We start from the raw sequence: 12,966 nt of genomic DNA on the forward strand, positions 1-12,966 counted from the left end.
GAATTAGTTGCAGTATCTCAGTTTTTGGACGACAGTCGAGGGAAACCCCTCGGCCTACGGAGGCTGTGGGGAAAGCCCTTGTGCGCCGGTCGGTGTCGAGGGAAGACGTTCGAGCGAGCAGAAGTCCGAAGAAAGTGGGTTCGGAAATATGGGCGCGCTATGGGATTTTGTCGTTGCACGACGACAACAGTTGTTGACCGACTCGTACCTTCATGTTTCAGCAGTTATCCAGTCCGTGATCATCGCGACGATCGCCGCCGTGATCATCGGCATTCTCGTCTACCGGAGCCCGGCGGGATCCTCCATCGCTACGGCGTTGGCCAGCACGATCCTGACGGTTCCTTCATTCGCCCTCCTCGGACTGCTCATTCCGATTCTCGGTCTCGGCGTCGCTCCCACGATCACCGCGTTGATCTTGTATGCCCTGCTCCCGATCATTCGGAACACGATCATCGGTCTGGATGCAGTCAACCCGGCGATCACGGACGCAGCCCGCGGTGTCGGAATGAATCGCATGCACGTACTGAGTCGAATCGAGCTACCGATCGCGTGGCCGTCGATCCTCACCGGCATGCGGGTCAGTACACAGATGCTCATGGGCATCCTCGCCATCGCGGCGTACGCCAAAGGTCCTGGTCTGGGAAACCTGATCTTCTCCGGACTCTCGCGTGTCGGTAGCCCGAATGCTGTTCCGCAAGCGCTGGTCGGCACCGTACTGATCGTCATTCTCGCTCTGATTCTCGACGGAATCTACGTCGTCATCGGTCGTCTCACTACTTCGAAGGGGCTGCAATGACTGAAACCATTCCGTCTGACGTATCCACAGATCAGAAGGTATCCGGGGTCGAGATCGTCCTGGAGTCCGTCACCAAGCGGTACCCGGGCCAGAAAGCTGCAGCGGTGGACAATGTTTCGCTGACTGTTCCGGCCGGTGAAATCGTGGTCTTCGTCGGACCTTCGGGTTGCGGCAAGACGACGACGATGCGCATGATCAACCGCCTGATCGAACCTACCTCCGGCAAGATCACCATCGACGGCAAGGACGCGCTGTCGATCGACCCGGACAAGCTCCGCCGTGGCATCGGGTACTCGATCCAGCAGGCAGGCTTGTTCCCGCACTTCACGATTGCGAAGAACGTCGCGACTGTCCCGGGTCTGATCGGTTGGGACAAGAAACGTATCGCAGCGCGCACCGACGAGATGCTCGACCTCGTAGGCCTCGATCCCGATACCTATCGCGACCGCTACCCTCGCCAATTGTCCGGTGGGCAGCAACAGCGTGTGGGCGTGGCGCGGGCGCTGGCTGCCGATCCTCCGGTGCTGTTGATGGACGAACCTTTCGGTGCCGTCGATCCGATCACCCGCGGCCTGCTCCAGGACGAACTGATGCGTCTGCAGTCGGAGTTGGGTAAGACCATCGTCTTCGTCACGCACGATTTCAACGAGGCAGTCAAACTCGGTGACCGTATTGCCGTGCTGGGCAATCAATCCAGCATCATGCAGTACGACACTCCGGAAGCGATTCTCGCCAATCCCGCAAACGACATGGTCGCCGGATTTGTCGGGGCGGACGCCTCGCTCAAGCAGCTGACCCTGACACGCGTGCGCCAGATCAAACTCAAGCAGTGCCTCACCGCCCGCGAAACCGATTCGGTCGATGATTTGAGAACCGCACTCGCAGCGCGTAAGTGGAAGTGGGCCCTGATTCTCGATCAGCGCGGACGGCCGCTTCGCTGGGTCTCGCCCGGCCACCTCGCCCATGCGTCGACTCTTCGAGGTGTCGGTAACGAGATCGGCGAAGCCGTGTCCATCCAGTCCACCCTGCAGGATGCGTTGGAAGCTCTTCTCGCAGAGAGCAATGCGTCCACCGTGGTCACCGGACGGCGTGGCGAGTACGTCGGTCTCATCACCATCGACACACTGGTCAGCCATCTCTCCGAAATGCGCGAGGAGCATGCGCACGACCACGACGAAGAGCCAGACACCGAGAACGTCGAGGGTTGAACATGACTGCCACGACAGAGGAGCGCGTCTCCGCGCCTGAGATGGAACCGGACGCCCCCGATCTGGGTGCGGCCGAGAACGCCGCCACGCGCCGTGCGGAACGGATGCGACTGTATGTGCAGCCGGTCATCGTCCTGATCCTGGTTGCGGGCGTGTTGATCTGGGCATTCAGCCGAGATCTCAACGCGACGCAGAAGGCGAGCATCAACCTCGACAACATCGTCACTCTGACCTGGCAGCACGTACTGATCACCGCCGCCGTGGTCATCATCGTCGTCGCCATCGCGGTTCCACTCGGAACCCTGCTGACCAGGCCGAAATTCACCCGCCTGGCACCGTTCTTCGTGGGAATAGCCAACATCGGAGCCGCAGCGCCTGCCATCGGCCTGCTCGTGCTGTTCTATCTCGCGACAAGAACGACCGGCTTCTGGATCGGCGTGTTTCCCATTGCGTTCTATTCGTTGCTTCCGGTGCTGCGCAACACCATCCTCGGCTACCAGCAAGTGGACAAGACCTTGATCGATGCGGGGCGCGGGCAGGGAATGTCTTCGCTCACGGTCCTACGTCAACTCGAGTTCCCGATGGCCGTCCCGTACATCCTTGCAGGACTGCGTACTTCGCTCGTTCTGGCCGTCGGTACCGCGACGCTGTGCTTCCTGGTCAGTGCCGGCGGACTCGGCATTCTGATCGACACCGGATACAAGCTCCGCGACAACGTCACCCTCGTTGTCGGTGCCGTACTGGCGGTGTCGCTGGCCTTGCTGATCGACTGGCTCGGCGCGCTCGCCGAAACTTATCTCGGGCCCAAGGGATTGCGATGACCAAGACTTCGATCACCAGAACGTGGGGCTGGAAACTCGCGGTTGCCACGATCGGCCTCACACTTGTCGCTTCGTGTGGTCTCGAGTCCGGTGGCGCACTGCCCCTGGCCGTCGGCCCCGGCAGCATCGAGCCGGTTCCGGAGCTCGAGGGTGTGAAGATGACCGTCGGCTCCAAGGACTTCACCGAGCAGATCGTGCTCGGGTACGTCATCGAATTCGCGATGGCCGCTGCGGGCGCGGATGTTCGAGATCTCACGAACATCCAGGGCTCGAACAGCACCCGTGACGCACAGTTGAACGGCCAGATCGATCTTGCGTACGAATACACCGGAACCGGCTGGATCAACTACCTCGGCAACGAGACACCGCTTCCCGATTCGCAGGCGCAGTTCGAGGCCGTCCGCGATGCTGACCTTGCTGCGAACGACATGGTGTGGACCGATCCGGCGCCGATGAACAATACGTATGCATTGGCGATGAGCAAGGAGACCGCTGAGAAGACCGGTGTCAAGACCGTTTCCGACTACGCGAAGTTGGTCGAATCCGATCCCGGAGCTGCGGTGACGTGCGTCGAGACCGAGTTCAACGTCCGCCAGGACGGATATCCCGGCCTGGCAGCGAAATACGGTTTCGACGCCTCTCGTGCCCAACGCCAGATCCTGCAGACCGGCATCATCTACCAGGCGACAGCCGATGGCGATCAGTGCAAGTTCGGCGAGGTGTTCACCACCGACGGTCGCATCATCGCACTTGATCTCGTTCTGCTCGACGACGATCTCCAGTTCTTCCCGAAATACAATCCGGCACTGGTGATGAAAAAGGACTTCGCGGAAGCACATCCGCAGGTAGCAGAAGTCATGGCACCGATCTCGGAGCGACTGACCAACGAGGTGATGACCGAGCTCAACCGGCAGGTCGACGTCGACGGCAAGGAGCCGGCGGACGTGGCCCGCGACTGGCTGGTCTCGGAAGGCTTTGTCACGGCGCAGTGATCGGCTGACCGCAACCCAGCCGAGTAGTTACCGTTTGCGTCCGACGCAGAACACCCGCCGGAACGGAAAGAGCGTTCCGGCGGCTGTTGCGGGGTAGGCCTCCCTCAGCAGATCGGAATACTGACGCTCGAACTCCGGAGCGTCAGCTTCGCCGAGAACGTCGAGCACGGGTCGTAACCCCGTCCCCCGTACCCATCCGAGCACCGGGTCGGCACCTGCCAGCACGTGTACGTACGTCGTCTCCCAGGCGTCGACGTCGAATCCGTGTTCTTGGAGACGCTGCGCGTACTGAACTGGACTGTCGACGCCTTCCGGGCCGCGTAGGACGCCACCCAGTCGCTCACTCCATTCCGCTGATTCCGCGAGATCTCGCATGAGCGCATGGGACGGAGCATCGAAGTTACCCGGCACCTGCCACGCCAGCCACGATCCGGATTCCAGGGTGTCCGCCCACTGGTCGATCAGCTCGCGATGGCTCGGAACCCACTGCAATGCAGCGTTACTGACGACCACGTCGTAACCGGTGGCGTCGAAGGACATGATGTCCCCCAACTCGACGGTGACGTTTCCCGGTAGGTCTGTAGGGGCCTGCGCGACCATTTCGGGAGACGAGTCGAATCCGGATACCGAGGCGTCCGGCCATCTTTCCCCGAGCATCGCGGTCAGGGTGCCTGATCCGCAGCCGAGGTCGGCTACCCGCGTCGGGTCTTCGGTGGCCACCCGTGACACCAGGTCCACGAACGGGCGTGACCGCTCACCCGAATAGCGGCCGTAGACTTCGGGATTCCACGTGACAGTGCGCATGAACCCATCCTGCACCCTGTTCCTGAGAATTGCCGCCCGTCAGATCTCGCTCTTCACGATCCGGCCTTTCGAAAATCACCGACGCGGCACCACGGTGGACAGTACGTTCGGCAACCTCGACCAGTCCGCGGTGATGTAACTTGCGTGCTGCCCGGCCAACAGGTCGAGACGCTCGCTCGCCTCGGTTTCGGTGGCATGGGTTCCGTCGATCTGCGGAGCGACCTTGTGCGCGTCGGTCATGACGAGCAGGTAGCCGCGATCGTGGTACCAACTCGGATCCACGACTCCGGCGGTGTAGTCGAGAGCGTCACCGTCGAAAATCACGAACCACGGACGGATCCCCGGGTCGGTATAGCGGTCGAGACGTGGGTCTCCCGGTGATGCACGGTGAACAGCGGGAAAGGCGGCGCCGAGTTCGACGAGCCCGGCGGAGGACAGATCTCGCAGGTGCGTCGCATACTGCCGGTCCGTCCACTCCGTATCGAGAGGGTTTCCCTCCTCGATCGTTCCCGGTATCAGCTCGAACAGAAATTTCCCGGTCATTTCGGAGGTGCTCGGCCATCCACGCTCGGTGACGGCGGCATCCGGGGTGGAGTAGGACTCCCCCATCAAATCGGCCGGCGTGAAAACCGCGTCTCCGAGTGTCCCGAGAATCAGGGCGTCGAGATCCGCGGGCCCACGTCCGTACCCGGCAGTGAACCCGTCCTTGATTTCCAACTTGATCATCACCGGCGGATGCTCGGGATTGGCCTCGTGCCACGCCCGCATATCTGCCAGGCATCCACGGAATCCCTGATCTCGTAGACCGCTTCGCAACCCGGATGCGTCCTGAGCGCCGACGCAGTTGCTGTCGCTCACCACCGGATTCATGTGCGACACACGCCAGTCCGGACCGCCCCCGTTGGTCCACAGGTCCAGCTCGAGCAACGACGCCCCGGAATCCAAAGCGTCGGCGAAGTACGGAAACGTCGCCTTCTCGTAGGAATTGTGGACCCCGACTGACGTGGTCTCGGAAAACGAGCGCACTTGGTTCGTAGTCGTTTCGGCGCCGGCAGAGGGCGCCGAGACGACCGCCACGAACGCACTCATACCGGCTACCAGGATTGCTCGCATGTTCGACACTCTCGCAGAAATCACCCCACGGCAGGATGGAATCGTCAGAGTTAACTGGACAATCGTCTAGATTGCACCGGAGTGGGGCATGATTTCAGGCGGTGGGTGAGGGCAATTGTCAGGCCAATAGCATCAGTGCCGGAACTGATCCGAGTCAGAGCACTCGCCGCACACTCGCAGGAGGAATCGCATGCAGCTGACTCAATTCGTTCACCGATCCCTACGAGCGTCGCCCGAAGCGGTGATGACGATCTCCGATGGCCGAGTGCGCACGTCTCGCGAATCGGTCGACCGGATCAAGAGGCTCGCGGGCGGGCTGCAGACGTTAGGCCTGCGCACCGGTGACAGAGTCGCGATCTTGGCATCGAACTCCGACTACTACCACGAGGCGCTCCTGGCCTGCTGGTGGTTCGGAGCAGTGGCCAGTCCGGTCAATTCTCGCTGGAGCACGGCGGAAATCACATACGCCCTGGAAGATTCAGGGTCGACGGTATTACTCGTGGACGAGAATTTTGCTTCCGTCGGATCTACCCTTCGCGAGGCGTGTCCAGGCCTGACCACTGTCGTCTACTGCGGCAACGACCGAGTTCCGGACGGAATGCTCGACTACGAACAGGTGATCGCGGAGGCGATTCCGGTCGACGATCTGCGCGTCGGCGGCGACACGCTTGCACTACTCCTCTACACCGGCGGGACCACCGGAGTGCCGAAGGGCGTGATGATCAGCCATCAAGCGCTGATGACCTCGGCGCTGGGCACTCTCGCGGCAGGCGGCGTGGCAATCAGCAACGGAACGAACCTCGCGGTGAACCCTCTGTTTCACATTGCCGGGATCGTCGGATGGTTGGCTCAGTCGCTGATGGATGGAACCCAGGTCTTCGTAGCGAACTTCAGCCCACGGACGTTCCTCGAGGCCGTGGACCGCTATCGCCCGACAACCGTGGGTCTGGTGCCGACAATGCTCCAGATGTTGGTCGCCCACAAAAACGAAACGGGCGAAGACGCAACCACCTACGATCTGTCCAGCGTCAGGATCCTGAGATACGGCGCTTCGCCCATATCTCCGACGCTTCTCGGGCAGGTCATGCAAATGTTCCCCAACAGTTCCTTCGCTCAGGGCTACGGGATGACTGAAACCGCGCACATCAGCATGCTGAGTCCAGCCGATCACCTCGAAGGTGGTGATCTCCTCCGCAGCGCTGGTCGCGCGCTCCCTCATTGCGAGGTGAAAATCGTCGACCCGGCCGGCTCGGAACTCCCACCCGGCAAGGTGGGCGAAATCGTCACGTTCGGCAGCCACGTCATGCTCGGATACTGGAACAAACCGAAGGAGACCGCAGAAGTGCTCCGCGACGGGTGGATGCATACCGGCGACGCCGGATACCTCGACGCCCGCGGTTACCTGTTCATCGTCGATCGCATCAAGGACATGATCGTCACCGGTGGCGAGAACGTCTACTCCACCGAGGTCGAAAACGCTCTGGCACAACACGAATCCGTCGCGGCCTGTTCCGTGATCGGTCTGCCCGATGCCCAGTGGGGCGAGCGTGTCCATGCCGTGGTCGTCCTTCGGCATGGTTTCGACGCCGACGCCGACGAACTGCGCGCTCACGTGAAAAGGCTGATAGCCGGATACAAATCTCCGCGCACCTTCCAATTCGTCGATGCATTGCCGCTGTCGGCAGCAGGCAAGGTGCTGAAGCGCGATCTTCGTTGCAAAGCAACGTAATCCTTTACGACGGTCAGGATTACAGCTTCAATGTCGGTTCTGGGTCGGTGATCAAGCGGTGCAGTGACGGCGACGCCGCTACGGCCTCTCCTAGTTGCGTCGCACTCGCGATTTCGTCGCCGAACTCCGATCGCCAGGCGTGCAGTCGACGCGTCAGTTGTTGCAATCGGTATTCGCGGGTCATGCCGATTGCACCGTGTGCCTGGTGGGCGGCGCGGACGCTCACGAGCGCATTCTGCGAAACCACCAATTTGGTTGCGCTCACTTCGAAGTCGGCGTCGCCTCTGATGAGTGCATGTGCAGTGCGATCGACGGCCACCGTGGACATCGAAGCCATCTGAGCAAGCGTCACGATATGCTGCTGGACTGCTTGAAACTGCGCGACGGGCCTACCGAATTGCACCCGGTCGGACACATAGCGCCGGGTCAACGTCGACGCCGACTCCATCGCTCCCGACATCTGCACCGAGCGCAAGAACGCGCCGAGCTTGCTGAGAATCCGGGCATCGACCGGGTTGTCGCCGTCAATGGTCCGCGCTTCGGAGAACGTCAGGCTCTCACGCGGTTGCCCCGCAAGATCCGTCCCGCCACCGATCTCGGCGTCGGAGATGTCAAGGAGTACGACGCGATCACCGAGAACTGCTGCCAGCACTGATGCGGCACTACCCCACGGCACGTCGTGAAAGGTTCCCGACAGGAAACCGTCGTCGGTCCGGCGCACATCGTCGCGCGGCGAACCCGGGGCGACCGTTGCGATTCCGGAGGGCACGGGTAACCCGCCCGCCGTTGCCAGCCTGCCCGCGAGGTACGTCTCGGCGAGCGGCAGCGGCGCAGCGTGCCTCGCCGCCGCGCGCTGGACAGTCACGGCGTCGAGGAGCGAGCCACCGGAACCACCAACCGATTCGGGAAGACCGACCAGAGGTAACCCTAGTTCGACTGCCGCGCTCCATAATCCGGCGGGCAGACCGCCGATCTCCGCCTGCGCTACCACCTCGGTGCCGGACTTCTCGGCGAAAAATTGCTCGACCATCGATTCGAGGTCGGCGTCGAATGTGTACGCGTTGATCTGTGACCCCGAATTCATCGGTCCAACCCTTTCATGATCACGGTGCGGAGAATTTCGTTGGTACCGCCGCGAATCGACCACGACGGCGCCACCAGCACGGCCCGGGCGAGCAGCGACTCGTACGGATCGTCGGATGCAAGGTCCGGAGCCCGGCCGAGGTGCCGCGCGACGGTCGCAACACAGTCCTGTTCGAAGCGTGTTGCCATCTCCTTGATCAGCGCGGCCTCCGTGACCGGCGAGCGACCGGCGTCGACCATCCGTGCGATGGACAGCGACATCCCGCGAAAAGCCCAGCAGCGTGCGGTAATCGAGCCCAGATCGGCGAGGGCAGCTGGACCGCCTTGCGCTGCTTGGTTGGCCGCGAAGTTCTCGAGGACCGGCATCAGCGACATCCAACGGTCGACGCCACCTCGCTCGAGTGCGAGTTCACCGGTGTTTTGTCCCCAGCCCGCTCCGACGTCTCCGAGGCGACGCGAATCCGGCACGAAAACATCCTGGAACGACACCTCGCAGAAGTCCTCACTACCGTCGATGAACGGAATGGGTGAGACGGTCAGGCCCTCGCTGTCGCGATCGACGATCAGCTGAGTGAGTCCGTTGTGCTTGTCTGCCGAGGTTCGAAGCAGGGCGAGTATGTGTGTGGCGTGGAAGGCGCCGGTGGTCCAGATCTTGGTGCCGTTGACTTTCCAGCCACCATCGACACGTTCGGCGCGAGTGCGCACCGATGCCAGGTCCGAACCCGAGTCGGGCTCACTCATCCCGATCGAGAACGAGAACTCACCGCTCGCGATACCGGGAAGGAAGAACCGCTTCTGTTCTTCCGTGCCGTTGGCGGCGATGCTCGGACCCGACTGTCTGTCTCCGATCCAGTGATAGCCGACCGGCGCTCCCCGCGCGAGAAGTTCTTCGACGACGACCAATCGATCCACTGCTGACCGTCCGCCCCCGCCGTATTCCTTCGGCAGCGACATGCCGAGCCACCCACGTCGACCCAGATCTCGCGAGAACACCGGATCCACCGCCCCGGCCATCCCGAGTCCGAGCGAGTAGGTACCGGGGGTGAGTCGCTTGTCGAGGTACTCCCGCACTTCAGCCTGAAGAACAAGCTCCTCGATCGTCAGTTCTGTTGCGTCGAAACGCATGACGTCTCCGATCAGTTTCGTGAGTCGATCCGCCGCCCGTGGCGCTTACCCGAATTTTTCATGCGCCCAGCAGCAGGGCGCAGCCGATCTCGAAGAGTCTGTCCGACAGGTCGTCGCGACGGCGAAGCCGGCCGATTCGGACGGCGTTCTCCACAACTGTCAAAGTGGCATTGACGGTGATCCTGGCGGTGGCGGACTCGAGGCCCGGACGGACTTCTTCGAGCATCTTGACCCATAGCGCGACGTACTCACGTTGATTCTGTTCACACGTGCGGCGGAACTTGTCCGGTAATTGGTCGAGTTCGCTGATCAACAACCCGATCAAATGACGCTCGTTGATCGCGAAATCGATATGTGCGGCAAGCAATCCGGACAGCGCGTCCTCCGGGCCGGTTGCGGCGCCGAGAGCCTGTGCAACGCCGAGCCGGCGACGCTCGCCGCCCCTCGAGACCGCGGAGATCAGCAGGTCGATCTTGGCATCGAAGTGGTTGTACACATTCGGGCCTGTCGTTCCTGCAGCCTCACCGATGTCCTCGGTATTGACTGCTTGATATCCACGCTCGTCGAACAGCCGAATTGCTTCGGTCAACAAGAGTTCACGTCTGGGTATCACAACGGGCAGGTGACCCGTTGCCGCCACGACTTTCACTTCTGAGCGACCCAGTTCCGCGTATGCAGCGCGGTCTGCCAACTCGACAAGCAGCAGTTCCATCTGACGCCTCGGCAAGGACACTCGATGCGAAGACACACTGTTGAAGACTGCGATGACAGCCCAGGCGAGCAGATAGCTGTCTTCTTCGTCGAGGTCGGGACGCTCAATTCGGATCAGCGCTGCATCGCGCGAAGCTGCACTCTTGAGGGTCGAACGCATTTCCTCACGTTGCTCGTCAGGCAGATAGCGTGCCTCTCGCTGCCACAGGAGCGACAGACCCCGACGTTTGGACACCGATGCCGCAAGTTCGGTGATCAGTGTTTTCAGATCCTCGGCACCTGCGACCCGATCGTAGAGCGATTCGATGCCTGCGTTGACCGCGGCGTAGAGGAGATCCGGCTTGTTCTTGAAGTGCCGATAGAGCGCAGGTGCCGTGATTCCAACTGCAGCAGCCACCTGAGCGACAGACACGTTGTGATAACCGTGCTCACGGAAAAGCTCACCTGCAGCCGCAAGAATCTGCTGCTTACGGTCGCGGGGCCTGCGTACGACCATCGTGACTCTCTCCTTCGCGGCAGCGGACAAGCTCAGAGTACCGAGCCGAGGAATGAAGCAATGAACCGAACCGTCTACAGCAGCGACGATCCGATGCACCGTTCACGAACACGGAATCCCGCTCAGGAGTAGATGAACGACTCGACCATCCCTCGTTCGGCGGCCCTGTCTGCAAGAGGCCACGCCAACAGCATCAACACGATCCGAACCACCCACTGCGACTCTTGACCTTCAGGATCCAATCCTGCAAGTTCCAGTGCAGTACGCGGGAGCAACGGCGAGGACACGAGATACTCGTCGATTCCGTTGGCCCGCGCTGCCGCAAGGCCGTGGCTCATGGCAGCGTCGGATCTGATCGCGTCGACGGCGACGAGGATCGACTCCACGATGCGCTCGTCGCCGTGCAGTGATTCGACGGCAGTTGCGACCTTGCTCGCCACGGATGCCGCGCCTCGTGACAACAACCCCTCGCGGATCGCGGACTTGCCACCTACGTAGCGGTAGAGCGTTGCCCTCGAACAGCCTGCGCGGGCAGCGACGTCGTCGGCGTTGAACCGATCGAATCCCTGTTCTCGAATCAGCTCTGCCGCAGCCGCGAAGATGCGCTCGGTTGCGAGTTCACGGCGGTTACCGCCGGCCAACCAGTCGGCGGCGCGGCGCTCGTTTGCACCGGTCACTCTCCGTCACCTCGTCTCACTCTGAGACAGATTCAATCAGAGATCTCTATGCCAAGGAAGGCGGTGAGCCTCTGACCTGGGGGGAAGCATGGAAGGCTCAACGTGCGTGAGATTTTCTCAAAATGCCAGTTCAGAGGCATTTTCCACCTGTTGACTTCTCCTTCCTGGCCGTGAAATCTTCCCTTCGTGACACCATCGACGCTCGACATCAACCCTTTCCTGCCGTCGAACATCGACGACCCGTACCCGCTATACGACGTACTCCGGCGCGAGCACCCCGTGTACCGCATTCCTGATACCGACTTCTATTTGGTGTCCACGTGGGAATTGGTCACAGAAGCCGTTTCCCGTACCGACGACTTCTCTAACAACCTCACCGGCGTGCTGGTTCGTACACCGGACGGTTCGGCCGTGACCTTCGACATGAACGGCGGCGGCCAAGCTGTTCACGTTCTCGCGACTGCCGACGAGCCCGACCATCAACACCAGCGCAAACTTGTCTTGCCGACACTGGTCGCCAAACGTATACGAGCACTCGAGCCGGTGATGACCGAGTACACGCAGCAGTTGTGGGACAACGGCTTCGACGGTCGACGGATCGAATGGGTCACGTCGGTAGCGGACACGCTGCCGCTGCAGATGGTTGCCACGCTGATCGGCCTGCCGGCACACGACGTCCCCCAATTGCTGGCGTGGTCGTACGACAGCACCGAACTTCTCAGCGGCATCGTGACGTCGGAGCGTTTGACAGGCGTCGTCACCTCGGCGGCCGAACTCACCGGGTACCTCTACAGCAAGTTTCGTGACGCACGGGCTCACCCTGTGGATGATCTACTCGGAGACCTCGTCCGTTGCTGTGACGCAGGCGAACTCAGCGAAGACGTGGCCGTGCTGATGTTGGTGCAACTCGTCGGTGCGGGTGGCGAATCGACCGCCGGACTGATCGCCAACTCTGCACGGTTGCTCGCCGAGCGCCCTGAGATTCAGACGCAGCTGCGCGAGGACCCTCTACTCGTGGGCGCGTTCCTGGAAGAAACGCTCAGACTCGAGTCACCCTTTCGCGGACATCACCGACATGTCAACGCGGACACGACACTCGGTGGCATGACACTGGCCGCCGGCAGTCATCTCATACTGCTGTGGGGTTCGGCGAACCGCGACCCCGAGTCGTTCGCCGAACCACAGGTGATGAACCTCGACAGAGTCAATCCCCGAGCACATTTCGCCTTCGGCAAAGGAGCACATTTCTGTGTCGGGGCCGCGCTGGCTCGTCTGGAAGCAAAGATCGCGATCGCAGTCCTTCTCGAAAACAGTGCGCACTTCACAATCGATTCCGAATCCCCACCCCCTTGGGTCCCCAGCATGTTCGTACGCCGCCATCAGAGTTTGCGTCTCGCTGTCACCGGATAGT

Annotated in this window: 12 protein-coding genes; 6 read left to right on the forward strand and 6 right to left on the reverse strand. The window is 61.6% G+C overall.

Going from position 1 to position 12,966, the window contains the following annotated elements:
- Window positions 1-148 precede the first annotated feature (148 nt).
- The 4 genes from GN300_RS04880 to GN300_RS04895 are packed head-to-tail and all read left to right on the forward strand — an operon-like array spanning window position 149 to window position 3,817.
- On the forward strand, window positions 149-796 hold the full coding sequence (locus GN300_RS04880) for an ABC transporter permease (RefSeq protein ID WP_054187726.1): 648 nt from the start codon (window positions 149-151) through the stop codon (window positions 794-796).
- Window positions 793-2,004 carry an ATP-binding cassette domain-containing protein gene (locus GN300_RS04885; RefSeq protein ID WP_007731456.1) on the forward strand — a complete coding sequence of 404 codons (1,212 nt, stop codon included), beginning with the start codon at window positions 793-795 and terminating at the stop codon, window positions 2,002-2,004. The genes GN300_RS04880 and GN300_RS04885 overlap by 4 nt, the downstream gene beginning before the upstream one ends.
- 2 nt (window positions 2,005-2,006) lie before the next feature.
- Window positions 2,007-2,825, forward strand: coding sequence for an ABC transporter permease (locus GN300_RS04890; protein ID WP_003939758.1), 819 nt, complete (start codon window positions 2,007-2,009; stop codon window positions 2,823-2,825).
- Complete coding sequence (locus GN300_RS04895) at window positions 2,822-3,817, forward strand: glycine betaine ABC transporter substrate-binding protein (protein ID WP_003939988.1); 996 nt, start codon at window positions 2,822-2,824, stop codon at window positions 3,815-3,817. Before GN300_RS04890 ends, GN300_RS04895 begins: the two co-directional genes overlap by 4 nt.
- Window positions 3,818-3,844: 27 nt before the next feature.
- Here GN300_RS04895 and GN300_RS04900 read toward each other — a convergent pair whose 3' ends face one another.
- Both GN300_RS04900 and GN300_RS04905 read right to left on the reverse strand, forming a co-directional pair.
- Window positions 3,845-4,621 carry a trans-aconitate 2-methyltransferase gene (locus GN300_RS04900; protein WP_030535206.1) on the reverse strand — a complete coding sequence of 259 codons (777 nt, stop codon included), beginning with the start codon at window positions 4,619-4,621 and terminating at the stop codon, window positions 3,845-3,847.
- Window positions 4,622-4,696: 75 nt separating this feature from the next.
- Window positions 4,697-5,734, reverse strand: a complete 1,038-nt coding sequence (locus GN300_RS04905) for a phosphatidylinositol-specific phospholipase C domain-containing protein (RefSeq protein ID WP_063315822.1) — start codon at window positions 5,732-5,734, stop codon at window positions 4,697-4,699.
- Between the two features lie 190 nt (window positions 5,735-5,924).
- Between GN300_RS04905 and GN300_RS04910 the strand changes: the two genes are divergently transcribed.
- Complete coding sequence (locus GN300_RS04910) at window positions 5,925-7,463, forward strand: long-chain fatty acid--CoA ligase (protein WP_063315821.1); 1,539 nt, start codon at window positions 5,925-5,927, stop codon at window positions 7,461-7,463.
- A 19-nt stretch (window positions 7,464-7,482) separates the two neighbouring features.
- Here GN300_RS04910 and GN300_RS04915 read toward each other — a convergent pair whose 3' ends face one another.
- The 4 genes from GN300_RS04915 to GN300_RS04930 all read right to left on the reverse strand — a co-directional run bounded on the left by GN300_RS04915 (window position 7,483) and on the right by GN300_RS04930 (window position 11,555).
- Window positions 7,483-8,547, reverse strand: a complete 1,065-nt coding sequence (locus GN300_RS04915) for an acyl-CoA dehydrogenase family protein (protein WP_063315820.1) — start codon at window positions 8,545-8,547, stop codon at window positions 7,483-7,485.
- Window positions 8,544-9,671 carry an acyl-CoA dehydrogenase family protein gene (locus GN300_RS04920; protein ID WP_063315819.1) on the reverse strand — a complete coding sequence of 376 codons (1,128 nt, stop codon included), beginning with the start codon at window positions 9,669-9,671 and terminating at the stop codon, window positions 8,544-8,546. The genes GN300_RS04915 and GN300_RS04920 overlap by 4 nt, the downstream gene beginning before the upstream one ends.
- 58 nt (window positions 9,672-9,729) lie before the next feature.
- On the reverse strand, window positions 9,730-10,878 hold the full coding sequence (locus GN300_RS04925; protein WP_178377370.1) for a TetR/AcrR family transcriptional regulator: 1,149 nt from the start codon (window positions 10,876-10,878) through the stop codon (window positions 9,730-9,732).
- Between the two features lie 122 nt (window positions 10,879-11,000).
- Window positions 11,001-11,555, reverse strand: a complete 555-nt coding sequence (locus tag GN300_RS04930) for a TetR/AcrR family transcriptional regulator (RefSeq protein WP_021332060.1) — start codon at window positions 11,553-11,555, stop codon at window positions 11,001-11,003.
- 186 nt (window positions 11,556-11,741) lie between these two features.
- Between GN300_RS04930 and GN300_RS04935 the strand changes: the two genes are divergently transcribed.
- Entirely contained in the window at window positions 11,742-12,965 is a 1,224-nt protein-coding gene (locus GN300_RS04935) for a cytochrome P450 (protein ID WP_063315818.1), read from the forward strand.
- Window position 12,966 lies beyond the last annotated feature (1 nt).

Source organism: Rhodococcus sp. Ni2 (assembly GCF_021352185.1).
Taxonomy (GTDB): Bacteria; Actinomycetota; Actinomycetes; order Mycobacteriales; family Mycobacteriaceae; genus Rhodococcus_F; species Rhodococcus_F qingshengii.